Source organism: Streptomyces sp. NPDC058295, from assembly GCF_042880655.1.
Taxonomy (GTDB): domain Bacteria; phylum Actinomycetota; class Actinomycetes; order Streptomycetales; family Streptomycetaceae; genus Streptomyces; species Streptomyces coriariae.
The window spans coordinates 43865-68706 of the sequence record NZ_JBHVYO010000017.1; the positions used below are offsets into that span (position 1 = coordinate 43865).

At 73.4% G+C, this 24842-nt stretch carries 21 protein-coding genes and 1 pseudogene; 12 read left to right on the forward strand and 10 right to left on the reverse strand.

The annotated features are described in order from the left end of the window. The first annotated feature begins 127 nt into the window (after window positions 1-127). On the forward strand, window positions 128-1606 hold the full coding sequence (locus ACFVYS_RS19800) for a glutamate-cysteine ligase family protein (protein WP_389503634.1): 1479 nt from the start codon (window positions 128-130) through the stop codon (window positions 1604-1606). A gap of 95 nt (window positions 1607-1701) precedes the next feature. Continuing rightward, window positions 1702-2199: a peptidylprolyl isomerase gene (locus ACFVYS_RS19805; protein WP_389503635.1), complete on the forward strand. Its 498-nt coding sequence runs from the start codon at window positions 1702-1704 to the stop codon at window positions 2197-2199. Between the two features lie 111 nt (window positions 2200-2310). On the opposite strand, the pseudogene ACFVYS_RS19810 reads toward ACFVYS_RS19805, so the two are convergent. Further along, a pseudogene (locus tag ACFVYS_RS19810) lies at window positions 2311-2502 on the reverse strand (cytochrome P450); the annotation flags it as partial. 153 nt (window positions 2503-2655) lie between these two features. After that, window positions 2656-3387, reverse strand: a complete 732-nt coding sequence (locus ACFVYS_RS19815; RefSeq protein ID WP_389503637.1) for a flavodoxin family protein — start codon at window positions 3385-3387, stop codon at window positions 2656-2658. A 145-nt stretch (window positions 3388-3532) separates the two neighbouring features. Between ACFVYS_RS19815 and ACFVYS_RS19820 the strand changes: the two genes are divergently transcribed. Then, window positions 3533-4534, forward strand: coding sequence for an NAD-dependent epimerase/dehydratase family protein (locus ACFVYS_RS19820; protein WP_389503639.1), 1002 nt, complete (start codon window positions 3533-3535; stop codon window positions 4532-4534). Between the two features lie 42 nt (window positions 4535-4576). On the opposite strand, the gene ACFVYS_RS19825 is transcribed toward ACFVYS_RS19820, so the two are convergent. Both ACFVYS_RS19825 and ACFVYS_RS19830 read right to left on the reverse strand, forming a co-directional pair. Next, a complete protein-coding gene (locus ACFVYS_RS19825; protein ID WP_389503641.1) occupies window positions 4577-5686 on the reverse strand; it encodes a sensor histidine kinase in 1110 nt (369 codons plus the stop codon). Window positions 5687-5688: 2 nt separating this feature from the next. Beyond that, on the reverse strand, window positions 5689-6441 hold the full coding sequence (locus tag ACFVYS_RS19830) for a response regulator transcription factor (protein ID WP_389503643.1): 753 nt from the start codon (window positions 6439-6441) through the stop codon (window positions 5689-5691). A gap of 123 nt (window positions 6442-6564) precedes the next feature. Between ACFVYS_RS19830 and ACFVYS_RS19835 the strand changes: the two genes are divergently transcribed. The 3 genes from ACFVYS_RS19835 to ACFVYS_RS19845 are packed head-to-tail and all read left to right on the forward strand — an operon-like array spanning window position 6565 to window position 8695. Then, window positions 6565-7269 carry a glycosyltransferase family 2 protein gene (locus ACFVYS_RS19835; RefSeq protein ID WP_389503645.1) on the forward strand — a complete coding sequence of 235 codons (705 nt, stop codon included), beginning with the start codon at window positions 6565-6567 and terminating at the stop codon, window positions 7267-7269. Continuing rightward, complete coding sequence (locus tag ACFVYS_RS19840; RefSeq protein ID WP_389503647.1) at window positions 7266-7883, forward strand: DUF2064 domain-containing protein; 618 nt, start codon at window positions 7266-7268, stop codon at window positions 7881-7883. Before ACFVYS_RS19835 ends, ACFVYS_RS19840 begins: the two co-directional genes overlap by 4 nt. Next, entirely contained in the window at window positions 7880-8695 is an 816-nt protein-coding gene (locus tag ACFVYS_RS19845; protein ID WP_389503649.1) for a class I SAM-dependent methyltransferase, read from the forward strand. The genes ACFVYS_RS19840 and ACFVYS_RS19845 overlap by 4 nt, the downstream gene beginning before the upstream one ends. A gap of 319 nt (window positions 8696-9014) precedes the next feature. Here the strand turns inward: ACFVYS_RS19845 and ACFVYS_RS19850 are convergent, their stop codons facing one another. After that, window positions 9015-10277 carry a molybdopterin-dependent oxidoreductase gene (locus ACFVYS_RS19850; protein WP_389503651.1) on the reverse strand — a complete coding sequence of 421 codons (1263 nt, stop codon included), beginning with the start codon at window positions 10275-10277 and terminating at the stop codon, window positions 9015-9017. Window positions 10278-10441: 164 nt separating this feature from the next. On the opposite strand from ACFVYS_RS19850, the gene ACFVYS_RS19855 reads away from it, so the two are divergent. Beyond that, window positions 10442-11806: a hypothetical protein gene (locus ACFVYS_RS19855; protein WP_389503847.1), complete on the forward strand. Its 1365-nt coding sequence runs from the start codon at window positions 10442-10444 to the stop codon at window positions 11804-11806. A gap of 18 nt (window positions 11807-11824) precedes the next feature. On the opposite strand, the gene ACFVYS_RS19860 is transcribed toward ACFVYS_RS19855, so the two are convergent. Beyond that, window positions 11825-12748 (reverse strand): LLM class F420-dependent oxidoreductase, encoded by a 924-nt coding sequence (locus ACFVYS_RS19860; RefSeq protein WP_389503653.1) that lies wholly within the window; start codon window positions 12746-12748, stop codon window positions 11825-11827. A gap of 253 nt (window positions 12749-13001) precedes the next feature. On the opposite strand from ACFVYS_RS19860, the gene ACFVYS_RS19865 reads away from it, so the two are divergent. From ACFVYS_RS19865 to ACFVYS_RS19875, 3 genes are all read left to right on the forward strand, one after another. Further along, window positions 13002-13574, forward strand: a complete 573-nt coding sequence (locus ACFVYS_RS19865) for a hypothetical protein (protein WP_389503655.1) — start codon at window positions 13002-13004, stop codon at window positions 13572-13574. Between the two features lie 173 nt (window positions 13575-13747). Then, window positions 13748-15682, forward strand: coding sequence for a glycoside hydrolase family 5 protein (locus tag ACFVYS_RS19870; RefSeq protein ID WP_389503657.1), 1935 nt, complete (start codon window positions 13748-13750; stop codon window positions 15680-15682). A 188-nt stretch (window positions 15683-15870) separates the two neighbouring features. Next, window positions 15871-16647: a polysaccharide deacetylase family protein gene (locus ACFVYS_RS19875; protein ID WP_389503659.1), complete on the forward strand. Its 777-nt coding sequence runs from the start codon at window positions 15871-15873 to the stop codon at window positions 16645-16647. Between the two features lie 8 nt (window positions 16648-16655). On the opposite strand, the gene ACFVYS_RS19880 is transcribed toward ACFVYS_RS19875, so the two are convergent. Further along, window positions 16656-17696: a YihY/virulence factor BrkB family protein gene (locus ACFVYS_RS19880; protein ID WP_389503661.1), complete on the reverse strand. Its 1041-nt coding sequence runs from the start codon at window positions 17694-17696 to the stop codon at window positions 16656-16658. Between the two features lie 174 nt (window positions 17697-17870). Here ACFVYS_RS19880 and ACFVYS_RS19885 point away from each other — a divergent pair, with 174 nt between their 5' ends. Then, a complete protein-coding gene (locus ACFVYS_RS19885) occupies window positions 17871-19043 on the forward strand; it encodes a tetratricopeptide repeat protein (protein ID WP_389503663.1) in 1173 nt (390 codons plus the stop codon). A 28-nt stretch (window positions 19044-19071) separates the two neighbouring features. Here the strand turns inward: ACFVYS_RS19885 and ACFVYS_RS19890 are convergent, their stop codons facing one another. From ACFVYS_RS19890 to ACFVYS_RS19900, 3 genes are all read right to left on the reverse strand, one after another. Continuing rightward, entirely contained in the window at window positions 19072-22698 is a 3627-nt protein-coding gene (locus tag ACFVYS_RS19890; RefSeq protein ID WP_389503665.1) for a CHAT domain-containing protein, read from the reverse strand. Between the two features lie 75 nt (window positions 22699-22773). Continuing rightward, entirely contained in the window at window positions 22774-23721 is a 948-nt protein-coding gene (locus ACFVYS_RS19895; protein WP_389503667.1) for a hypothetical protein, read from the reverse strand. A 7-nt stretch (window positions 23722-23728) separates the two neighbouring features. Continuing rightward, window positions 23729-24106: a hypothetical protein gene (locus tag ACFVYS_RS19900; protein WP_389503669.1), complete on the reverse strand. Its 378-nt coding sequence runs from the start codon at window positions 24104-24106 to the stop codon at window positions 23729-23731. A gap of 296 nt (window positions 24107-24402) precedes the next feature. Between ACFVYS_RS19900 and ACFVYS_RS19905 the strand changes: the two genes are divergently transcribed. After that, a complete protein-coding gene (locus tag ACFVYS_RS19905; protein WP_389503671.1) occupies window positions 24403-24822 on the forward strand; it encodes a DUF6083 domain-containing protein in 420 nt (139 codons plus the stop codon). Window positions 24823-24842: the final 20 nt, after the last annotated feature.

A 24842-nucleotide genomic window follows, 5' to 3' on the forward strand; every position in this document is an offset into this window, starting at 1 on the left:
TGGGCCAGGTCCCTTCGGCGGCGCTGTCGGCCGGTGGCCGGACCTCGCGCTTCCCGCCTGGTGAAGGGCGTCCGGTGGTGCGACGCTGGAGCAAGGGCGTCCGACACAGGGCAAGCCGGGAGGGCCGATGGGACGTGATGTCCCGGCGCTGGTCTTCACCCGCGAGGATCGCCGCCGGTACCGGATCAAGATGCAGGAGTGTCTCGATGTGTTCGCGCAGATGCTGCGCGAGTCACGGTTCGAGTCCGAGCGGCCCCAGGTGGGTCTCGAGATCGAGCTGAACCTGGTCGACGACGAGGCCGAGCCGACGATGCGCAACAGCGACGTGCTCGACGCGATCGCGGATCCCGCCTGGTCCACCGAGCTGGGCCGCTTCAACCTCGAGATCAACGTGCCGCCGCGCCGTCTGACGCAGGGCGGTCCCGACGCCTGGGAGGCGGAGATCCGTGCCGCGCTCAACCACGCCGAGCAGCGTGCCCGGACGGTCGGCACGCATCTGATCATGATCGGTATCCTCCCGACGCTGCGGCAGGAGGACGTCGGCGAGTCGGCGCTGTCGGAGAACGCCCGCTACCGGCTGCTCAACGACCAGGTGTTCGCCGCGCGGGGCGAGGATCTGCACATCGAGATGGACGGTGTCGACCGGCTGCGGACCTACGCGGACACGATCACCCCGGAGGCCGCGTGCACCAGTACGCAGTTCCATCTCCAGGTCTCCCCCGACGAGTTCGCCGCCTACTGGAACGCGGCGCAGGCGGTCGCCGGCGTCCAGGTGGCGCTGGCGGCCAATTCACCGTTCCTGTTCGGGAAGGAGTTGTGGCACGAGACCCGTATCCCGCTGTTCGAGCAGGCCACCGACACCCGCCCGCAGGAGATCAAGGTGCAGGGGGTACGGCCCCGGGTGTGGTTCGGGGAGCGGTGGATCACCAGCGTCTTCGACCTCTTCGAGGAGAACCTGCGCTACTTTCCCGCGCTGCTGCCCCTGTGCGACGAGCAGGATCCGCGCGAGACGCTGTCCGGAGGGGACGTGCCGGAGCTGGGCGAGCTGACCCTGCACAACGGCACCATCTACCGCTGGAACCGTCCGGTCTACGCCGTCGCCAACGACCAGCCGCATGTGCGGGTGGAGAACCGCTGTCTGCCGGCCGGTCCGACCGTCGCCGACACCCTGGCCAACGGCGCCTTCTACTACGGCCTCACCCGGGCCCTGGTGGAGGACGAGCGACCGGTGTGGTCGCGGATGTCCTTCCGGGCCGCCGAGGACAATCTGCACACGGCGGCGCGGGACGGCATCGACGCCCGGCTGTACTGGCCCGGCATGGGCGAGGCGCCGGTGGCCGAGCTCGTTCTGCGGCGCCTGCTGCCGCTGGCCCACCGGGGGCTGGAGCTCTCCGGGATGGACGCGGCCTGGCGGGAGCCACTGCTCGGAATCATCGAACAGCGGTGCGTCACCGGCCGTAACGGCGCCGTCTGGCAGAAGGAGATGTTCCATCGCATCACCGCCTCCGCCCAGGCCGGCCGCCACGAGGCGCTGCGGCGGATGACACAGCTCTACATCGACTACATGCACCTCAACGCCCCTGCTCACACCTGGCCTGTCGACTGAGCGACGGCCCTCGCCGACCGCCCCGGTCGGGGACTGTGAGGGTCGACACGACCCCTCGATTCGGCAGCGCTCCCCGAACCGTGCAGGATGTAACCATGACCATCAAGATCTACTTCGACATCACCATCGACGACAAGCCCGCCGGGCGGATCAACTTCAACCTGTTCGACGACGTCGTCCCGAAGACGGCGGAGAACTTCCGCGCGCTGGCCACCGGCGAGAAGGGCTTCGGTTACGCCGGCTCTTCCTTCCACCGGGTCATCCCGGACTTCATGCTCCAGGGCGGTGACTTCACCCGCGGCGACGGTACGGGCGGCAAGAGCATCTACGGCGAGAAGTTCGCCGACGAGAACTTCACGCTCAAGCACGACCGTCCGGGCCTGCTCTCCATGGCCAACGCCGGCCGCAACACCAACGGCTCGCAGTTCTTCGTCACCACCGTCGTCACCGGCTGGCTCGACGGCAAGCACGTGGTGTTCGGCGAGGTCGCCGACGAGGAGAGCATGGCCCTCGTCAGGAAGATCGAGTCCCTCGGCTCGGGCAACGGCAAGACCAAGGCGAAGATCACCATCGCGGAGTCCGGCCAGCTCTGACCGTGGCATTCAGCGCCCGCCGACCGGGGGTCCGCCCCCGGCCGGCGGCGCGAGCGCCGTCGTACCGGGCGTGGATACGCAGGCACGGATGCACTGGCGCGCTCGGCGTGGTCAGGCCAGGGTCACCTCGACCGGCAGCTTCTTGATGCCGTTGACGAAGCCGGACCGCACGCGCGGGACCTCGCCGGCCGGCCGGATGTCCGCGAGGCGCGGGATCAGCTCCTCGAACATGATGCGGATCTCGGTCCGGACCGGCAGATCGCCCAGGCCCAGGTGCGGGCTGCCCTTGCCGAACGTGACGCGGGAACTCCTCGACCGCGACCGGGATCAGGGACGGGACCCGCTGGAGGCGGGCGGGGACGTTCCATGGTGCGCGACAGGCCCGGGCCCGCGCCCTGCCGGGTTCCGGCAGTTCTGCGCGGGGTCTCGATGCCGGTGCGCCACTCCCGCCGGACGTCAGCGGTGCTCGGGGTTGGGTGCGTCGAAGCGGCAGCCCGCGTCCCACTCCGAACGCTGGTTGCCCTGCGCGGGGACGCCGCCGTTGCGCTTGAGCAGGGCCGCGAGGTGCATCAGGTTCCACGTCATGAAGGTCGTGTTGCGGTTGGTGAAGTCGTTCTCCGGACCGCCCGAGCCGGGATCCAGGTACGAGGGTCCGGGACCCGCCGGACCGATCCAGCCGGCGTCCGCCTGCGGCGGGATCGTGTAGCCGAGGTGCTGGAGGCTGTACAGGAGGTTCATCGCGCAGTGCTTCACGCCGTCCTCGTTACCGGTGATCAGACAGCCGCCGACCCGGCCGTAGAAGGCGTACTGGCCCTGCGGGTTGAGCAGGCTGGAGCAGCTGTAGAGGCGCTCGACGACCTTCTTCGTCACGGAGCTGTTGTCGCCGAGCCAGATCGGTCCGGCCAGCACCAGGATGTCGGCCGCCATCACCCGCTCGTACAGGGCCGGCCAGGCGTCGGTGGCGAAGCCGTGGGCGGTCATGTCCGGGTAGACGCCGGGGGCGATGTCGTGGTCGACGGCCCGGATCTCGTCGGTGGTCACCCCGTGCGCTTCCATGACGGACCGGCTCTTGTCGACCAGGCCCTGGGTGTGGCTGAGCTGCGGAGACGGTTTGAGGGTGCAGTTGACGAACAGGGCGCTGAGGTCGGTGAAGCGGTACGTGTCGCCGGAGGAGGGCGAGGCTGCCATGACGGTCTCCCTTGCTGAAGGCCTGGGAAGCGTCTCGCGGAGAGTGCGTTCCGTCCCGGTCCGACGCGCGTGCCGCGTCTTACGGAGTGATGACGTGCCGGGCGGGATGCGGGGCCCGGCCCGGCCGCGGCCCTAGCGTGGCCGTATGCGTGTACTGGTCACCGGCGGTGCCGGATTCATCGGGTCCCATGTCGTCGACGCCCTGCGTGCGCGCGGGCACGAGGCGCTCGTGTACGACGTCCGGCAGGATCCCGCCGCCGACGTGCGCGACCCCGTCGCCGTCGCCCGCGCCCTCGACGGCGTCGACGCCGTCTGTCACCAGGCCGCGATGGTGGGGCTCGGCGACGGGGTCACCGACGCGGCGGAGTACGTCTCACGCAACGACCTGGGGACGGCCGTCCTGCTGGCCGCCATGGCCGCGGCCGGCGTCGGGCGGCTCGTGCTCGCCGGGTCGATGGTCGTCTACGGGGAGGGGCGCTACGAGTGCCCGGAGCACGGCGTGGTGCGACCGCGGCCACGGGTCGTCGCCGATCTGGACGCGGGACGGTTCGAGCCGCCGTGCCCGGCGTGCGGCAGGGCTCTCGCCTCCGGGCTCGTCGCCGAGGACGCTCCCGCCGACCCGCGCAACGTGTACGCCACGACCAAGCTCGCCCAGGAGCATCTGGCCGCCGCCTGGGCCAGGTCGACGGGCGGGACGGCGGTGTCGCTGCGCTACCACAACGTGTACGGGCCCCGGATGCCCCGTGACACCCCGTACGCCGGAGTCGCCTCCTTCTTCCGCTCCGCGCTGGCCCGGGGCGAGGCCCCGCGCGTCTTCGAGGACGGGCTGCAGCGACGGGACTTCGTCCACGTACGGGACGTGGCCGCTGCCAACCTGGCCGCCCTGGACGCCGACACGCCGAACGGCGCACTGACGGCGTACAACACCGGCAGCGGGGAACCGCACACGGTGGGCGAGATGGCCCGGACCCTGGCCGCCGCGTACGGCGGGCCCCAACCGGTCGTCACCGGCGAGTACCGGCTGGGCGACGTCCGCCACATCACGGCGGACTCCGCCCGACTGCGGGCCGAGCTGGGCTGGAAGCCCCAGGTCGGGTTCCAGGAGGGAATGCGGGAGTTCGCCCGGGCCGGACTGCGCGGGGAGTGAACGACCGCGGCCGGGGCGGAAGCCGCCCCGGCCGCGCGTCCGTCAAAGTGCCGTCGGCAGGGTCACCTCGAAGCGGCAGCCGCCCGGGATGTTGCGTACCGTGGCCCACCCCTGGTGGGCCTCCACGATCCCCCGCACGATGGCCAGGCCGAGCCCCGCGCCGGCCGGCGGCGTCCGGGCGTGCGTGCCGCGCCACCCGGTGTCGAAGACACGCGGCAGATCCTCCTCCGGAATGCCGCCGCAGCCGTCGGTAACGGAGACGACGACCCCGGCGGGCGAGCGTTCGGCGGCGACGGCGACCGTGCCGTCGGCGGGCGTGCGCCGGATGGCGTTGACGAGCAGGTTGCCCAGCACCCGGCTCATCTCCTTGCCGTCCACCTCGACCGGCAGGGGCTCGACCCGGCCGCCGACGAGCCGTACGCCGTGTTCGCGGGCGAGCGGGTCGGCGCCGGCGAGGGCGTCGCCGACCAGGTCGTACACGGACATGCGGGAGGTGGAGAGCGCGAGCGCGCCGGCGTGTATGCGGGAGAGCTCGAACAGGTCGCCCACCATGTCGTTGAGCCGCTCCACCTCGGTGCGGATCTGGCGCAGATAGCGGTCGGGGTCGGCCGCGACACCGTCCTCCAGCGCCTCCGACATCGCGCGCAGTCCGGCCAGCGGAGTGCGCAGGTCGTGCGATATCCAGGCGACGAGTTCGCGTCTGGACGCCTCCAGCGCGCGTTCGCGGTCCCGGGACTCGGCGAGCTTCCCGCTGGTCGCCGCCAGCTCACGGCTCAGCGCGTCCAGTTCGGCGGTGGTCGGGCCCTCGGGGGCGGTGAAGGCTCCGCCGTCGCCGAACGAGCGGGCGGCGCGGGTGAGTTCACGGCTGCGGGCGACCATCCAGCGGCCGAGGAGATGGGCGGTGGCCAGGGAGACGACCGCGGCCATCGCCACGACCGTCGTCACGACGCTCAGGTCGTGCCCGGACAGGAACATCGCCTGTGCCACGGCCAGTGTGCCCGCCAGCATCGCGGTCACGGCGACGGCGGCCACCACGGTGAGCGACGCGGTGAGCGAACGGCGGCGCAGCAGCCACAGCGCGCCCGCGCCGAGCAGCCCGGCGAGCAGGGCGCCGAGGAAGGCGAACAGGGCGATGAGCAGGGTGTCGCGCACGGTCACTCCCCCTCTCGGTCGGGGCGGTCGGATTCGGGTTCGGGTTCGGGTTCGAAGCGGTAGCCCACGCCCCACACCGTCCGGATCAGATGCGGCCGCGCCGGGTCGTCCTCGACCTTGCCACGCAGCCGGCGCACATGGACGGTCACGGTGGACAGGTCACCGAACTCCCAGCCCCACACCTCGTGCATCAGGTCCTCCCGGCCGAACGCCCGCCCGGGGTGCCGCAGGAAGAACGCGAGCAGGTCGAACTCACGCAGGGTGAGGGCGAGTTCGACGCCGTCCTTGGTGGCGCGGCGGGCGCCGGGATCGAGGGTCAGGCCGGCCGCGCTCAGCACCCGGGCGCCGGTGGCGGGCCGGCTGCGGCGCAGCACCGACTCCACCCGCAGCACGAGTTCGCGGGGGCTGAAGGGCTTGGTGACGTAGTCGTCGGCGCCGACCTCCAGGCCCAGGATGCGGTCGTCCTCGTCGCCGCGCGCGGTCAGCATGATGACCGGCACGGGCCCGTGCCCGCGCATCCGGCGGCACACCTCTAGACCGTCCATGCCGGGCAGCATCAGGTCCAGCACCACCAGGTCGGGCCAGTGCGCGGCGGCGCGGGTCAGCGCGGTGGGCCCGTCGTCGGCCCGGTCGACGACGTAGCCGGCCCGGTCCAGGTACCCGGCGACGACCTCCGAGACCGTGGGGTCGTCGTCGACGACCAGGACCCGGGCCGATCCCGGTGGAGGGGGCGGGGACTCGTGCGGCAGCTGCATGCGCCCAGCCTCGCACCGCGCCCGGCTCCGCGCGGCGCCCAGGGACACCCAGGCGGCATGACGTCCGCGTTTCGTAAGGAGCCGAGGTCCGGTTTGCCCGATTCGCGTTCGTAGGGTGAGACCGTGACCACGGACGTAGAAGTAACGGACGCAGAAGTAGATGTCGTACTCCCCTGTCTGAACGAGGCCGAGGCCCTCCCCTGGGTACTCGCCCGCATTCCCGAGGGCTGGCGCGCCGTAGTCGTCGACAACGGCTCCACCGACGGCTCGCCGGAGATCGCCCGCGCACTCGGCGCGAGAGTCGTCCACGAGCCGCGCCGGGGCTTCGGCGCCGCCTGCCACGCCGGACTGACCGCGGCCACCGCCGACGTCGTCTGCTTCTGTGACTGCGATGCCTCCCTCGACCCGGCGCTGCTCGCGCCGTTCGTCCACGAGGTCCACGCCGGCACGGCCGATCTGGTGCTCGGCCGCCGACGGCCGGTGGGCCGGGGCGCGTGGCCCGCGCACGCCCGGGCGGGCAACCTCGCGCTCGCCGGGCTGCTGCGCCGCCGCACCGGGCTGCGCCTGCACGACCTCGGTCCGCTGCGGGCCGCCCGCCGTGAGCCGCTGCTCGCCCTTGGGCTCACCGACCGGCGCAGCGGCTATCCGCTGGAGATGGTGGTGCGCGCGGCCGACGCGGGCTGGCGGATCACCGAGCACGACGTCCCCTACCTGCCCCGTACGGGCGTTTCGAAGGTGACGGGCACCTGGCGTGGCACCTGGCAGGCGGTCCGGGACATGAGCCGCTTCCTGGGCGGCGTTGCGGCGCGCGAAGGAGTCGCACGGTGACCACACTGCTCGTCATCGCCAAGGAGCCGCTGCCGGGCCGGGTGAAGACCCGGCTCACCCCGCCGTTCACCCCACGCGAGGCGGCCGCGCTGGCGGAGGCGGCGCTGTCCGACACCCTGCGGGTGGTGGCGGCCACGCCCGCTTCCCGCCGCGTCCTGGTGCTGGACGGCGCCCCCGGGCCCTGGCTGCCGTCCGGCTTCGACGTCGTACCGCAGTGCGCGGGCGGGCTCGACGAACGGCTCGCGGACGCCTTCGCCCGGTGCGACGGCCCGGCCCTTCTCATCGGGATGGACACTCCGCAGGTGACGCCCGAGCTGCTGACCGCCGACTTCGACGGCTGTGACGCCTACTTCGGCCCGGCGCGGGACGGCGGCTTCTGGGCGCTGGGGCTCGCCGAGCCCGATCCCGCTCTGCTGCGGGGCGTGCCCATGTCGACGCCTTCGACGGGGGCCACGCAGCGGGCGCGGCTCGTCGGCGCGGGGCTGCGGGTGCGCGACCTGCCGTGTCTGCGGGACGTGGACACCGCCGCGGACGCGACGGCCGTCGCCGCGCTGGCCCCGCACAGCCGCTTCGCCGCCACTCTCGCCGGGTGCATGGCGGCGGTGAGCCGATGAGCACCGCGTACGACCTGACCGGGGCCGGCCCCGCCGCCGACGGCGGCGGGGTGGCCGAGGCCGCGGGGGTCGCCACCGACTGGGCCGCGGCCGACCCGTACAGCGCCGCCCTGCGCACCGGCCGGGGCCCGTTGTTCCTGCGCCGCGCCGACGGCTGGCTGCTGCCGCTGGAGGTGGAACGGTGGTGCGCCAGCGCCGACCCGGCCGATCTGGCGATCCTGGACCGGTGCGAGGGAGCCGTACTGGACGTGGGCTGCGGGCCCGGCCGGCTGGTGGCCGAACTCGCCGCCCGGGGACGGCCCGTACTGGGCATCGACGTCAGCGAGGCCGCCGTCGCCCACACGCTGGAGCGGGGCGGCCGGGCGCTGCGGCGGTCGGTCTTCGACCCGCTGCCGGGTGAGGGACGCTGGGCGACCGTGCTGCTCATCGACGGCAATGTCGGCATCGGCGGCGACCCTCTCGCCCTGCTGCGGCGGGCAGCCGCTCTGCTCGCCCCGGGTGGCCTGCTGATCGTCGAGACCGCGCCGGTGGACGTGGACGAGCGGGCCGAGGTCGAGGTCGTCGGCCTGCCCGAGGCGCGCGGCACCGGCCGGGCGTTCCCCTGGGCGCGGCTCGGCGCACCGGCCCTGCTGCGGTACGCGGGCCGCGAGGACTGGCGGACGGCCGGTCAGTGGACGGCCGGCGGCCGCTGCTTCCTCGCCCTGCGCAGTCGCAGCGCGAGGAGCAGCGCCGAGCCGCCGAAGAGCAGCGCGGTGATCAGCAGCCAGTGGGCGAGGAACCCGTCCGTCGAGCGGCCGGTGGCCGACCGGTAACGGAGCTCCACCCTCCCGCTGATCAGCGGGAACCACACGAGCAGCAGCAGCGCGGAGAGCGCGGCCGGCACCCGGACGTACATCGTCCGGCGCCGGTGACCGGTCGCGTCGAGCCCCTGTACGACGGCCCGGTCGGCCACGGCGTACAGGGGCAGCAGCACGAGGTCGTGCAGCAGTGCCGCCCCCACCCACCACAGCGCCACGCCGAACCAGTCGTCGGCGAGGAGACGTACGCCCGCGTAGGCGGCGAGCGCGAACGAGCAGCCGAGCAGGAGGATCTGGAAGGGGCTGCCGATCAGCGTCCGGCGTCGCGCGGTCGTCATCGCGTCTCTCCGAAGGTCATCCGGGCCACCCACTTGGTGTTGAGCACACCGGGCGCGGCGGGCACGATGACGCGCGCCGGGTAGCCGTGGTCGGGGGTCAGGGACTCGCCGTTGACGTACAGGGCGAGCAGGGAGCGCGGGTCGGCGACCTGGTTGGCGCGCAGGGCGGCGTGGCGGAAGGCGCCGTGCCGCTGGAGGGACTCGACGAACACGTCCGGCGGGTCGTCGTGGCCGACGAGCGCGGCCAGGTCCCGTAGCCGTACGCCCCGCCACCACTGGTCCGAGGTCGACCAGCCCTCGACGCAGGCGATGGGCAACGCGGCACTGTGCAAAGGGAGTTCACGGAGCTGGGCGCGGCTGAGGCGGAGAGTGCCGGTGCGCCCCGTGACGACGAGGCGCCAGGCGTCCTCGTCCGTCTCCGGCGCGGTGATCCCGGCGTACGCGGCCGTCTTGTTGATCTGGAAGCCGTTCGGGCCGCTGCCCGGATCGGGTCCACCGTGCGGAGCGAGCAGGGCGGTGCGCCGCAGCGGTCCGTCGAAGCTCTGGCCGGCCGTCGTGGCGAACAGCAGCAGCGAACCGCCTCCGACGAACCACAGTGCTCCGCGCCGGGAGACGGTCGCGGGGTCCGGGCGCGGGGAGACGAGCTCCTGCTCGGGCGCGGGCTCCTGTGACGAGACCGGCTCCTCGGCCCGCAAGCGGCGCAGATTGCGTACGGCCGCCGGGACCTTCAGCACGGCGTGGGCGACGAACGCGGCGAAGAAGACCCATGCGCCGTAGAAGTGCAGGGGGTAGAAGGAGCCGGGGAAGACGTAGTCGAGCTGCACGTTGAGCACGCCGGTCGTGAACTCGAACAGCGCGCCGCCGACCAGCAGCAGCAGGGAGATCCGTTCGAGCGCGTGGGCGAGCGAGCGGGCCGGCGGCAGCGTGAACAGCTTCGGCACGACCGACCACAGCTTGGCCAGCAGGACGGGGATCAGGGTGATGCCGAGAGTGACGTGCACGCCCTGGTCGACCCGGTACAGCCAGTGCGGGTCGGTCGGCCAGGAGAAGAGGTAGAAGCCGAGGATCCCCTTGTCCGGGGTCTTGTCGTTCACCGGGGAGAGGTCCGGGTTGTAGGCGGCGTACGAGACCAGGCCCGTCACGAACAGCACCGTGATGCCGATGAGCAGCACCAGGCCGAGAACCGAGGTGAACCAGGGGCCGCGCAGCGGGCTGCGCCAGAAGCCGGGGGAGGTGGGGAGCCGTGAGTCGTCTCGCATGATCCGACCGTAGGCCGCGGCACCCCCGGAAACGGGTGCGCGACCCATGACGAAACGCTGACGTCCGGCCCGGACTGCGGCCCGCGACCCGCCGCCCGGCCTAGCGTGCCGGTGTGAACAGCACCCTGCGCTCCGCCGAGCCACGCGTCCGACGCTCCGGCGGCATCACCCGTGACGTCCGCCGCGACCTGTACGCGGTGGGCTCCGCCGTCCTGCTCGTGACGGCGGCCGTGCTGATCGGCCACCACATCCAGCACACCCATCACACCCTGCGCGTCAACTGGCCTCCATTGCTGGGAAGTTGGGGGCCCCATCTGGGACCGGGCACGCCGCTGGCCGTCGTGGTGGCGGTCGCCGCCGTGGGGTACGGTCCCGCCCTGGCCGCCCGCCTGCCCTGGCGCGGCCTGCTCGCGGCGGCCTGGGGCACGGCCACGGCCTGGATCTTCTCCCTCGCCCTGATCGACGGCTGGCAGCGGGGCGTCGCCGGCCGGCTCACCTCCCGCCACGAGTACCTCCAGGTCGTCGGCCGTTTCCACGACGTCCCGGCGGCACTGCGCGACTTCACCCACCACATCCTGCTGGAGTCCCCCGACAACTGGCCCGCGCATGTCGCCGGTCATCCCCCGGCGGCCACGCTGACGTTCGTCCTGCTCGACCGGGTCGGGCTGCGGGGCGGGGGCTGGGCCGGAACCTGGTGCGTCGTCGTCGGCGCGACGGCCTGTGTGGCCGTCCTGGTGGCGGTGCGGGCGCTGGCAGACGAGGGGCTCGCGCGGCGGGCGGCGCCCTTCCTGGCGCTGGCTCCGGCCGCGGTGTGGATGGGGACGTCGGCGGACGCGTACTTCGCCGCGGTCGCCGCGTGGTCCGTGGCGCTGCTGGCCCTGGCGGTCACGGGACGGCGGGTCAGGAGCGGGGCACTGGGCTCGGGCCTGCTCCTCGGCCTGAGCTGCTACCTCTCCTACGGCCTCACGCTGTTCGCGGTCATCGGCGCGGCGGTGCTGCTGCTCGGCCGGGGGCGCGTGCGGGAGCGTCCGGAGCTGCTCGTCCTTCTGCTCGCCGGGGCGGCCGTCGTGCCGACGGCGTTCACGTTCGCCGGATTCGACTGGTGGGAGGCGTACCGGCTGCTGGTCACGCGCTACCGGCAGGGCGCGGGCGGTGTCCGCCCCTACGGCTACTGGGTGTGGGCCAACCTCGCCTGCACGGTCCTGATCACGGGCCTGGCGACGGCGGCCGGCCTGCGGCGGACCGGCGCGACGCTCCGCCGCCACCGCGGCGAGAGCCTCGCGCGGCTCGACGGCCCGCACCGCTCCGGCGCGGACGCCCGTCTCGCCGTCCTCGTGGCCGCCGCCCTGCTCGCCCTGCTCGTCGCCGACCTGTCCGGCATGAGCAAGGCCGAGACGGAACGCATCTGGCTCCCCTTCGCTCTGTGGCTCCTCCCCTCCTGCGCGTTCCTCACCCGTCCGCGTGCCTGGCTGGCCGCCCAGGCCGCCCTGGCCCTGCTGCTCAACCACCTGCTGCTGACCGGCTGGTGACCCGGGGCGCGGCGGCGCTCACCCGGCGAGTTCTCCGAGGAGTGCCCAGGTGCGCCGGCGTGCGGCGGCCCCGGCGATGCCCGTGCCCGAGAACACCACCTCGGTCGCCCCGGCGTCGCGGTAGCGGCGCACCTCGGCGGCGACCGTCCGCTCGTCGCCGATCACCGCCACGTCTCCGGCCCGCCGTCCGCCGGAGAGTTCGACGACCCGCGCGTAGGACGGGAACTGTTCGTAGAAGGCGAGCTGTTCGGTGGCCTTCTCCCGTACGGCGTCGGCGTCGTCGGTGACGACTCCGTACACCAGGGCGACGATCCGGGGCGCGGGGCGCCCCGCGGCCTCCGCCGCGGCGGTGACCGCCGGGACGATGTGCTCCTCCAGGGCGCGCGGTCCCGCCAGGTAGGGCAGGATCCCGTCCGCCAGCTCGCCGCTGGCCCGGAGCGCCTGGGGACCCATCGCGGCGACGAGCAACGGCACGCCGGCCTCGGCGCCCGGCACCCGCGCCGGGAGCGGGGTGGTCGCCGTGAGCAGTTCACCGTGGAAGTCGGCGGCGCCGGTCTCCGTCAACTGCCGCAGGGCGGTGAGGAATTCACGCAGGCGGGCGATGGGCCGTTCGAAGGGGATGCCGAAGCCCGCCTCGGTCAGAAGCTTGGTGCCGAGCGCCAGTCCCAGGTGGTAGCGACCGTGCGTGGCCGCCTGGGCGGTCTGGGCCTGGCTGGAGACCAGCAGCGGGTGGCGGCCGAAGACGGGAATCGCGGACGTCCCCACGTGCAGGCCGGGCACCTCGCGCCCGACGATCGCCGCGAGCTGGGGTGAGTCCGCGCCGAAGGTCTGCCCGAACCAGGCGGACCGAAGCCCGGCGGCCCGGGCCTCCTGTGCGAGCCGCACGGTGGCGTCGATCTGGTTGTCGGCGTCGGTCGCGTCGAGTGCTACTCCCAAGGTCATGTCAGCGAGAACCAGGGGCGGCCGGCCGGGCATTCCGGTCCTGTGTGACGGCTCCTTGTCAGTCGTGTGAACGAGCCCGTGACGCGTGTCCGGCGTCCGGCCCGCCGGAGCCCGCTCGCGCCGTTCGCGAGCACCCGGGGCGGCCGGGCACACCGACGCCACATCGAGACGGAAAACAGCGCAACCTATGGGGCAATCAGGTTGTCTCTGTTTTTAACCGACACATCACCACACACGTCCTTTGGGGGAGATCATGGTGCGAAACAGAACACTCTGGGCCACCGCCGCTCTGCTGGCCGCCACCCTGGGTGTGGCCGCGGTCCCGGCCACCGCCGCCCCGGCCACGGCCACCCGGGCCGCCACGGCCTGCCCCACCGGCTGGGGCAGCCTGGGCAAGACGTACTTCGCCGGCACCGCGACGCCGCTGACGAACGTCAGGACCGGCCGCCACGACTGCTACGACCGGTTCGTCGTCGACGTGCCGGGCGCGGGCGCCGCCGAACTCGGCTTCTCGGTCGCGTACGTCGACCGGCTCTACCAGGACGGCTCGGGCCGCCCCATCACCGTCGGCGGCGGTGCCATCCTGGAGGTGCGGGTCAACGCGCCCTCCTACAACCCCGAGACCGGCACACCCACCTATCCGGGCCGGGTGGCGCAGCCGCTGCCGGGCGTGAACCTCACGGGGTACAGCACCTTCCGGGACACCCGGTACGCCGGGAGCTTCGAAGGGGTGACGCAGTTCGGGCTCGGCGTGCGCGCACACCTGCCGTTCCGGGTGCTGCGCCTGGCCGACCATCTCGTGGTGGACGTGGCGCACGCCTGGTGACACCGGCCGTCCGGACGATCCCCGGCGCCCGGCCTCCTGGGGCCGGCGCCGGGCGCGGCGAGGGTACGCCCGTCGCGAGCGCTTGTTCCCGCAGCCCCCGGGACATCCCGGCCGGGATTTCGTAGGCTGTCGGTCGCCGTTCGCCACCCCCACCGCGCCCCGCAGAGGACCGGATGCAGACCCTCAGATTTGTCAAGTACCTGACATCAGCAGCCGTGGTTCTCACAGTGCTGGCCCCGGCACCGACCGCCGCCGCCGCGACCCCGGCCGCCGCCGCCCAGGACGCCGTCGCCGCCGCGTCCGCCACCGAGGCCGCTCCCCCGGCGGCGGAGGACTGGCAGCCACCCCTATCCACCCGGGGCCGCTACATCGTCGACGCGCAAGGGCGCCGCTTCCGCCTGAAGTCCGCCAACTGGGACGGTGCCCAGGGCTCGTGGTCGGGAAGCGGCAGCACCGCCGATCCCGCGAACCACCACGCCGGCCAGAACTCCTCCGGCATCCCCCTCGGCCTGGACCGCGCCCCGCTGTCCGAGCTGCTCGCCGACTTCCACCGGCTCGGCATCAACAGCATCCGGCTGCCGTTCTCCAACGAGATGATCCGCACGACGGCCCCGGTGCCGGACACCGCGGTCGCGGCCAACCCGCGACTGCGCGGCAGCACACCCCTGCAGATCTTCGACGCCGTCGTGGCCGCCCTCACCGGCGACGGGTTCGCGGTCATCCTCAACAACCACACCAACACCACCCGCTGGTGCTGCGGCGTGGACGGCAACGAACGCTGGAACAGCGGTCGGACCACCCGGCAGTGGACGGACGACTGGGTCTTCATGGCCCGCCGCTACTCCGCCGACCCCCGTGTCGTGGGCGCGGATCTCTACAACGAGGTCCGCCGTGACGTCCTGGACGACCCCAACTGGGGCCTCGGCGACGACCACGACTGGTACGCGGCGGCCGAGCTCGCCGCGGACCGCATCCTCACCGAGGCCGACCCCGACCTCCTCATCGTCGTCGAAGGCATCAACTGGACCGGGCTGCCCGTGGACGGCCTGCCCCACGAGCGGCCCACCCTCACGCCCGTCCGCACGCTCTCGCACACGCTCCTGGACGCGCACAAGCTGGTCTACTCCGCCCACTTCTACGGCTACACCGGCCCCCGGCACAGTGGTGCCACCGGGATCGGCGAGACCCACGACCCGCGCTACCAGGACCTGACCCGCGACCAGCTGTCCCAGGTCCTCACCGACCAGGCCTTCTTCGTCACCGCGGAGGGGCAGCACCACTCCGCCCCCGTGTGGATCAGCGAGTTCGGCGTCGGCGCCCAGGAGACCGGTGCCGCCGCCCGAACCTGGTTCGGCAACCTCACCGACTACTTCGCCGACCACGACGCCGACTTCGCGTACTGGCCCCTGGTCGGCTGGGAGGGCCACGACGACTGGGCGCTTCTGCGCTACGACACGACGGGGCGCCGGTACGGCATCCTCGAACAGGCCGACTGGCGCGGCGCCGCCTGGGATCACCTCATGACGTCCGCGACCCGCACCGGGCCCGTCCCGGCGGTGCCGGTCCGGCGCATGCTCGCCACCGACCACGGCGACGCGGTGCGGTCCCGGCGGGTACGGGCCGGCGGGGACTGGGATGCCGGCGCCTCCAAGGCCGCCTGCCCGGACGGCCTCCGGCTGATCGGCCTCAGCCACAGCGGCGGCCGGGGTCTGTGCACCGACACCACCGGCGGCGACCTGCGGGCCCCGGACGACACCCAGACGGTCGTCACCGACGAACGCCACGTCCCCGCCGGCGGCGACTGGGCCGGCGGCTACACCAAACTCCAGTGCCCCGCCGGGCAGTTCCTCATCGGCTACAGCCGCCGCGGGGAGCGCGTGTCGGCCGCCCTGTGCGTGCCCGCCCGCACCGCGCTGGGCCGGGCCGGGCGGACCGTCTGGTTCGACCGGTCCGACAACCGGCCCGCCGACGCCGGCGGCGACTTCGCCCAGGGCCACTACAAGGGCCAGTGCGCCGCGGACGAGTACGCCGCGGGCATCGCCTTCACCACCCGGTTCGGCAGCACACCGGGCCCCGCCGCCCTGCTGTGCGTCCCGCTGGGCCCGTGAACAACGCGCACCCAACGGCCTGCGCACAGGAGCCCGTTGGTGGCGCGGACGCCCTTGCGTCCCGGAACCCCTGCGAAATTGTCCGTGATCGGTAACAGGCGGATCCCGCCGGGCCTTTTCCCCGTCCTGACAGCTGCATGGGATCACCGGGGCAGGGGATCCACCGACACGACACGAACAGGGCAGACATGGCGCGGCATGGCGGGCGGGGATGGTACGGCCGGGTTCTCGCGGCGGCGGTCGGTGTGACGGCGATGGCCGCCGTCACCTCGGTATGGACCGCGCAGGCCGGACCGGTGGGCGGCGGGCAGGCGGGAGCGGGCGCCTCGGCGCGCCCCTCCGCCGGTTCCGCGCCGGCCCGGGTGTCGGTGGACATCGCCCATGCCTCGGACCACGGTGCCCGCGGCGTCAACATCACGATCGACGACGGTCCGGACCCCGACTGGACGCCGCAGGTTCTTCAGGTGCTGCGGGAGAACGGTGTGAAGGCGACCTTCTGCATGGTGGGCGCGCAGGCCCAGGCCCACCCGGACCTGGTCAAGGCCGTGGTCGCGGACGGCCACCGGCTGTGCGACCACACGGTCTCGCACGACACCACCATGGACACCAAGCCCGACTCCTACCAGTCGCAGCAGATCCTGGACGCCGAACGGATGATCACCGAAGCCTCCGGGGGCGTCCGCCCGGTGTACTACCGGGCGCCGGGCGGCGCCTTCACTCCGTACAGCCGCGATCTCGCCGCCTCCCGCGGGATGCGGCCGCTGGGCTGGAACGTCGACACCAAGGACTTCGAACGGCCGGGCGCCGCCGCCATCGTCGCCACCGTGAAGAGCGAGGTGTCCAACGGCCCGACGATCCTCTTCCACGACGCGGGCGGGGACCGCTCACAGACCGTGGCGGCCCTGCGCGAGATCCTGCCGTGGCTGCAGCAGCAGGGCTACTCCTTCGGCTTCCCGGTGCGCTGAACGCACGGTCACTGCGCGCCGCGCTTGTCGTCCTCGCTCCAGGCACGGGTGTCCCGGGGCCGGACGTACGGTTCCTCACCCTCGGGCAGCCCGCCGGCCACGGCCCGCTGCCGGGCCAGCTCGGCGTCGAACTCCAGGCCGAGCAGGATCGCGATGTTGCTGATCCACAGCCACACCAGGAAGACGATCACTCCGGCGAGCGTGCCGTAAGTCTTGTTGTACGAGCCGAAATTGGCCACGTAGAAGGCGAAGCCGGCCGAGGCGATCAGCCAGATCACCAGCGCCAGCACGCTCCCGGGCGTGATCCACCGCAATCCGCGCCCCCGGACGTTCGGCGTCGCCCAGTACAGCAGGGCGATCATGATCGTGACCAGAAGCACCAGTACCGGCCACTTCGCGATGGACCACACGGTCAGCGCCGTGTCCCCGATGCCCAGCGCGGCGCCTGCCTGCCGGGCCAGACCGCCGGTGAACACCACGATCAGCGCGCTGGCGACCGCGAGCACCAGAAGCACCACCGTCACCCCCACGCGCAGCGGCAGCACCTTCCACACCGGTCGCCCCTCGGGCATGTCGTAGACCGCGTTGGCGCTGCGGATGAAGGCCGCCGTGTAGCCGGAAGCCGACCACACCGCCAGCACCAGACCGACGATCGCCATGACCGAGCCGACGCCGCCCCGGCCCTGCAACTGCTGCACCGCGTCGCTGATGATGTCGCGGGCCGAACCGGGCGCCACCTTGCGGAGGTTGTCCAGGACCTCGTCGGTCGCCGACTTCCCCGCCAGCCCCAGGAGCGACACCAGCACCAGCAGGGCCGGGAACATCGACAGCACCCCGTAGTACGTCAGTGCCGCGGCCCGGTCCGTGAGTTCGTCGTCCGTGAACTCCCGCAGGGTGCCTTTGAGCACGGCCGCCCAGGAGCCCTTCGGCAACTGTCCCGGCCCGTCCGGCGTCCGCCGCTCCACCTGCTCGTCCGGCCCCGACGTGCCCGCCCGACCGGTCGCCGACGGCGTGGTGTCGTCCTGGTCGGATTTCGATGTGCGTGCCATGACGACGGAGTAACCGCGACCGGCGGTTCCATGCCTCGGCCGGGACAGCGGCCCGGAACCCGGTCGAGTCCTGGCACAGCTCCCGTCCTGGCGGGGACTCCCCTTGGGCCCGCGCGGGACCTTGCGCGACGATGGGTGACGGATCAGGAATCGCACCAGGGGGAGGGGCGGTCGATGAGTGGTGGACGGCACGGGCCGGGTCGCCGGCCGAAGGCGGACCCGCAACCCGGTCCGGTGGAGCCGGAGAACGTCGGGAGCGGCGAGCTGGCCGAGGGCATCTCCTACAGCGTCACGCGACGGGACGGGACCGACGGCATCCCGGAAGTGAACATCACCTACACGATGACGCCGGAGGCCAAGGCGCGCTGGACCCTGAGCGCCGCGTACGAGAACGGCGGCGCGACGCATCCCGACACGCTCACCGCGGCGTTCGAGCTGGCCGAGGTGCTGAGGGGACAGGGCTCCGCGGGCGACGCGGTCGAGCTGTACCGCCATGCCGTGACCGGACGCCGGACCGTCCTCGGCCACGGCCACCCCGACACCCTGGAGGCCACGTCGTCCCTGGCGCGGGCGCTGGAGGAGCTGGGCGAGCTGTCGGAGGCGGAGCAGCTGAACCGGGCGGTGTGGGCCGAACAGGTCCGCGCATCCGGTGACGCCGACCCCGAAGCCCTGAACAGCCTGGCCCGGATCGCTCGCCTCACCCTCCGGATGAAGCGGCCGGCCGAGGCGGAACGACTGGTCCGCGAGGTGCTGGCGGTCCGCGAGCGGGCCCTGGGGCAGGAGCACCGGTCCACCCTGGGCAGTCGCAACGATCTGGCCGGCACCCTGCGTGCGCAGAGGCGGCTCGACGAGGCCGAGCGGCTGTACGGACAGGTGGCGGCGGACGCCGGCCGACTGTACGGAGCCGAAGACCCGCTGAGCATGAACGCACGGGCCAACCAGGCCGCCGTCCTCTCCGACCAGGGCCGGTGGGCCGAGGCGGAGCGACAGTACCGGGTGGTGGTCGGCTTCCGGGCGCGGAGCCAGGGCGCGGGCCACGTGGACACGCTGTCGGCTCAGCAGAACCTGGCCTCGGTGCTGCACGGAGCAGGCCGGGCGGGCGAGGCCGAGGCGCTGATGCGCACGGTGGTGGACGGCTACTCCGCGATCTACGGCACCGATCACCCCCGCACGGTCGGCGGCATCCGCAACCTGGCCGCGATGGTGCACCGCCGGGGTGGCCGCGCCGAAGCGGAGGCGCTGTGCCGCAAGGTGGTCGCCGTCTACGAGCGCCGGTTCGGGCCCGGCGACCCCCGCACCGCCGAGGCACGGGCGAACCTGCGCCTGGTCATGGGGGCCGACGGCTGAGCGCCGGCCACCGCGGTCGCGGCGCCGGTCAGACCCCCACGTGGATGTGCGAGGCCCACAGCGACGGGAACCAGGCGTACCGGGTGTGCAGGTCGGCAACCGTGGCATGCAGGGCGAGCGCCACAAGGTCGTCCTCCGCCCGGGGATCCGCCCCGGCCGCTACCGCCCCTGCCGCCCCGGTGCCCGCCGGGGCCCCTTTGGCGAGCGCCGCGTAGAAGGCGGTGGCCATCTCCGGTGCCAGTTCGTCCCCGACCGGCCACAGCGTGCCCACCACATGCCGGAATCCGGCCAGTTGGAAGGCGCCGGTGATGTGGACGGCCTCGTCCACCAGCTCCTGCCGGGTGGCCGACGTGGCGCACGCGGACAGGTAGGCCAGGTGAGCACCGTCGAGGCGGAGCCCGGCGATGTCGGTGACGGTGAGCGGACGGGTGGCGTGATCGTGGGTGAGGATGCGGCACGCCGAGGGGTCCTGTGTGTCGGCCACGGCATGGCAGGCGAAGTGCACGGACCTCGCGTGCCGCAGCGCCTCCAGGACGCCGTCCCGGGTCGCCCTCTCGTTGACGAGGGAGACGGGTGCGCGGCCGTTCGCCGGATGCCGGCCCACGGCGTGCGCCTCGGCGTCCGCGTTCGGCAGGTCCCCCGCTCCCGGAGTCCGCGACATGCTGACGATCAGCTGTTCCGAGCCGCCCGCGGTGGTGCCACCATGCCGGGTGCGCGCGTGGTGGAGCGCGGCCACGGTGGACGTGTACGAGGAGGCCACCCGCCCCAGCACGCACCGCTCGTCGTCGGCGCCGGCCCGGGGGCCGTGGTAACCGGCCGCGTGCAGGGGCAGGAAGGCCAGCGGTCCCTGGGGGCACCACCACACGCGCGCGGGCGCGCCGCCGGGGCCGGACGGTCGGACAGGGGTGAGCCGTTCCAGGACCGGTCCGGTGATCGTGTCCCACAGCCACTCCAGTGTCTCCGCGACCGTCTGCTGCCGGGCCAGCCGCCCGGCGAGGCCGTCGGAGCCGTCGGATCGGCCGGAGCCGCCGGCCGACGCGTCGACCGCGGCGAGGAATCCGGCCACCCTGTCCTGGACCTCCTCGGCGGTGATCCCCAGGGGAACCACGTCGAGTGCCCCGTCGGCCACGATCAGCGCGTCGCAGCGGATACTGATGTTGATCACCACGACCGGCCCCGCCCCGGCCCGCCGGATGATCTCCTCCGCGGGCGGTGGCCGCAGGAAGTCCGCCATCCCGGGCAGGGACCGGATCTCGTCCACGAGTTCGTCCCACTCGGCCTCGTGGGTCCGCAGCTGCTCGCCGGCCGCCTGCTCCCCCGCCGCGGAGTACGTGTCGGTGCGGGGCGGCGCCGGATCGTCGACGTCGCGCAGCCGTACGAACCGTTCGGCCAGCGCCGGTGCGTGCTCCCGCAGTCGCGCCACATCGGTCTCCCGGGACTGCAGGAGACGGCCGAGCAGCACGCCGCGCCCGTGTTCCAGGACCTCCAGGGCCTGTTCGGGCCGTCCGGCCTCCAGGGCGTACGCGGCCGCCTCGGCCGCCAGACCGTGCTCGCGGGCCAGCAGATACTGCTGGTCGGTGCGGTGCAGATCGCGGGCGGCCAGTCGCGGCAGGAGCCGCACCGCCTCCGTCAGCCAGTGGCGGGCCGCCTCCCAGTCGTGCCGGGTACCGCACACCTGCCCGAGCGTTGCGCGGGCGCGCAGCCGGTCGTGGACGGGCGCGGTCCGCACCTCGACCGAACCCCGTGCCACCTCGAGGGCCTCCGCCAGGAGCCGTTCGTCATCCGTGGCCAGGGACAGTTTGTGCAGCGCCTCGGCCAGCGCGGTGCGTGCGGAGATCTGGGCGGGGTGCTCGGCCGGGTAGCTGTGGACGAGGGTGCGCAGCAACTCGACGGATTCCGTGAGGTCGGCCTCGCTCCCCAGGGCCTCGGCGCGCGACCGCAGCGTCTCGGCCAGCTGCAGGAGGGTGATCCGGCCCGCTCCGGAGTGGGCCGGCCGCAGGGCCAGCACCTGGCGGAACAGACCCACCGCCTCGTCGAGGTCGGCGGTGCCGACGCGGACGGCGTCGTGACGCAGTCGCAGCAGCAGAGCGAGGTTGCCCAGCTGGAAGGGGCGTTGGACGTCTCCGGCCGGGCAGTCGGCGAGAGCCTGGCGCTGGATGTCGACGGCCTCGCGCAGATGCGGCGGGTGACCGGTGTGCTCGTAGCGGGCGAGATGAGCGCTGCCGAGGGTGGACAGCACGGCGGAGCGGTCCGGCGCGTGCGGGGGCAGGGCGGCCAGCGCCCGGTGCAGGTGGTCGGCGCACTGGTCGAGGTCATGGAGGTCGTTGCGGGCCTGGAAGCGCTGGAGCAGGGTCTGGCCGAGGGCCACGTGCAGCGTCGCGAAGTGGGGACTGTGCCGGGGGACGTGCAGCACCGCGTCCCGCTGGAGGTCGATGGCTCGGTCCAGGTCGGCGGGCGCGCCGGTGCGGTGGTGGCGGTGGGCCAGCTGGGCGGCGAGTTCCGCGGCGGCGGCCCTGGCGTTCTCCGCGGAACCCTCGTGCGAGCCCAGCATGTCGAGCGCGGTGCCGAGCGTGCTGATGGCCGACTCGAGGTCGGCCGGATCGTCCGTGAGGCGGTACCGGCCCGCGTGGGCCTTGCCCAGCTCGGACAGCACCGCGCCGTGGTTGGGGTCCTCGTGGGGAAAGGTCCGGGCGGTCTCCCCCAGGGTGTGCACGGCCCAGTCGGCCCACCCCACCGCGCCGGAGTGCTCGGCCCGCTGCAACGCGAGAGCGGTTGCCCGCAGGGTCATCACGAGGCGGTCGAAGTCGTCGAGCGCGAGGTCCGCCTCGATGACGTGCCGCAGCAGGGCGGCAGCCTCGTCCAGTTCGTCCAGCCGGCCGTCGAGCCGGAACCGCTCCGTCAGGACCCCGGCGAGATTGGCGGCCAGCTGCCACGGCTCCCTGCCGCCGTTCCCGAGCAGCTCGTCGCGGGCTCTGCGCAGGCCGTCCACGGCCTCGTCCAGAGCGGCGCGCTCCCGGGTCTGCTCGTACCAACTGCTCAGGAACGAGGCGAGATTGATCTGCCTGGGCAGGTGCTCCGGAGCGTCGGGCGGGGTGTGGGCAAGTGCCTGCCGTTGGGCCGCCACGGCTTCCCGCAGCAGCTCGCGGTCGCCGTCGAGGTCGTACAGCTCCCCCAATGTCTCCGCGAGACCGCCGAGTTGGGCGGCCCGCTCGCCGGGCATCGCCGGCGGCAACGCCACGCAACGGCGCAGCAGTTCGGCGGCTTCCCCCAACGGAGCGAGCTCGCCGGTGTGGTGGTGCAGCAGGCGCAGGGCGCGGCCCAGACCGTACAGATAGATCTCTCGGTACGGGTGCCCGTCGGGGGCCACGTCGATGGCGCGCCGGTAGCAGCGGATCGCGTGCCCCAGGGTCGGCAGGTCCCGGGTGTGCTCGTAGAGTTCCGCCTCGGCGTGGGCGAGGTTCCTCAGATGCACGTCCCGGCCGGGGGTGGCGTCGGAGGTGGCGTCGACGACCCGCTGGTCGAGATCGCGCGCCCGCCGCAGCGCGGCGAGGTCCCCCGTGCGGTGATAGAGCTCCAACTCCCTTAAGCCCTGGCGGTGCAGCTCGTCGACGGACGGTCCTGCCGGCCGCCCGAAGCGGGGAACTCCGTTGCCCATGACCCCACCATAGGGTCGGCAGGCGGCCCGGGGCAGAGCGCCGCGGGCGACTCCTCCTGCCGCCGCCCCGGGACCTCAAGTACCGGGCGGCGGCGGTGAGTCGACGGGATGCAGGTATCGGGAGGGTGGCGGCAGGCCCTGACGCCAGTGCAGGCACAGCGCCTCCGCCAGGGTCCGCTCCTCCTGGAGGCTGTCGGGCAGCGGCAGGTGCAGGGCCTGGAGCAGGTCGAAGCGGTGCAGTTCGAACGCGGCACGCACGGCGTCGCCGTAGGTCAGGGCCGCCTGGACGGCCCCGTGGTAGGCGAGCAGGGCCACGGCGGCCGGTGCCAGGGCGAGCAGTATCCACCAGCCCGAGCGGAGCAGCAGCGCGGTGCTGACGAGCGCGGTCACCGCGGTGGTGACGCACAGTCGTGCCGCCGCGTCGAGGGAGTCGCGGCCGTCGTCGACGACGGCGCGCGCACGGTCTCCGAGCACCGGGTACAGCCACGGCCAGGCGACCGTGGCGTCCCAGCCGTGGTCCCGGCCGGCCGTGTCCCGCAGCGCCGCCAGCACGTTGCCCAGGGCCGTCGGCCGGACGAGGTGGTCGGGGAGCGGATACCGGCGTCGCAGCACGGCCGCGGCGGCGCCCGCCCGCTGCACCTGTGCCGGCGACTGCTCCCCGGCGGGCCCGGCGAGCTCGGCCCGGGCCGCCAGGCGGGCTCTGCGCCGGCGCTGGAGCGCCCGGAGCGGACCGGCACCGAGCGCTTCGGGCCATCCGCCCTCCAGCAGTCGCACCACGGCCAGTTGGAAGGGCTGGAACACCACGGCGACCACGGTCGTCCCGACCACGATCCACACCGCCTGCCCGGCGCCGACCGCGGTGGCGGTGTGCCAGGCCCGACGCAGTGAGACGTCGGCTCCGGGCGCACCCGCCCACACCAGGAGCAGGACGAACACCGTCGCCGCGTAGGTAGGCAGGTAGGCCACCGAGAAGAACCTGGCCGAACCGTCGAGCGCCTTGGGGACGACGGGCCCGAGGCTCACGCCGGGCTCACCTCAGTTCCATCGGACCGTGGTCGCCGGTGCGGCACACCGGGCGGTACCGGTCGTCGTAGAAGGCGGTGTAGGCACAACTCCCGCACCGCGCGCAGCGGAACGCGATCACGCTGAACCGGGTCGACTCCCCGGGGGCCGCGGCGCGCACCTCGTCGCCGGGTCCGCGGGCCGGCTGTATCCCCAGGACGGTCCGCAGATAGGTGCTCGAGGTGGCCCCGATCCGCTGGCCGCCCACGACGAGCAGGAGCCGGTCCAGCCGTTCCTCCGCGTTCAGCAATCGTTCCAGGACCTCGGCGGCGTCGTTCAGGGCGGTTCCGGCGGGCAGCGACAGCCACGGGGCGCCGCCGCCCTCGGCCCTGGGATCCACCAACATCGCGTAGCTCATTCGCCGTTCAGCCCTCCGCACCCGCCGCGCCCGCCGGACCTGCCCGCCCGTGTGACGCCCAGACTCTACCCACGGAGGGCAGAGGGCGACCGGTGGGCGACGGCGGCCCGCAGGGTGCGGTGGTCCCCGAGGCCCACCGTTTCTGTCCGGCCGTGGCGGGTGGGGCGGTGGGGGTTCGAGGTGTCCGGGGGTGTCTCGGCTGCCGTGTCGGGCCCGTGCGGGCGCAGGGGTTCCGTCCAAAAGGCGGCGTGCGTCCGACCGCGGTCGGGGCGCACGCTCACCTCATGGGGGCAGTCGACTACGAGGGTTCGCGGCTATGGGGCCGTGGACGGATGTACACGTGCCCGTACTGCGGACTGCCGCAGGACCGGGTGCTGACGCTGGCGCAGGACTGGGTGCTGCTGGAGCCCGGGGTGGACGTCCTCGCCCATCTCGTGCCCGCGGAGCATCGGTGGATCGTCCTGTCCGACGGGCGGGTGACGGTGTACGGGGTGTGCCCGCCGGTTGCGACCCAGCGCTGCCGCATCGAGCACCGGCTGACGTGCGCGGCGCAGCTGCTCCCCGACCTGTGGCCGTGGTTGACGGCCATGCGGGCGGAGAACGCGCGCCGGGCGGAGCGGGCGGAGAGAAGGCGAGCGCAGGAGGGGCAGCGCGAAGGGCCGGAGGCGGCACCGGAGGAGATCGGCTTCCCGGACGCGGGGTAGGGGCAGTTCGCGCAGCCGGA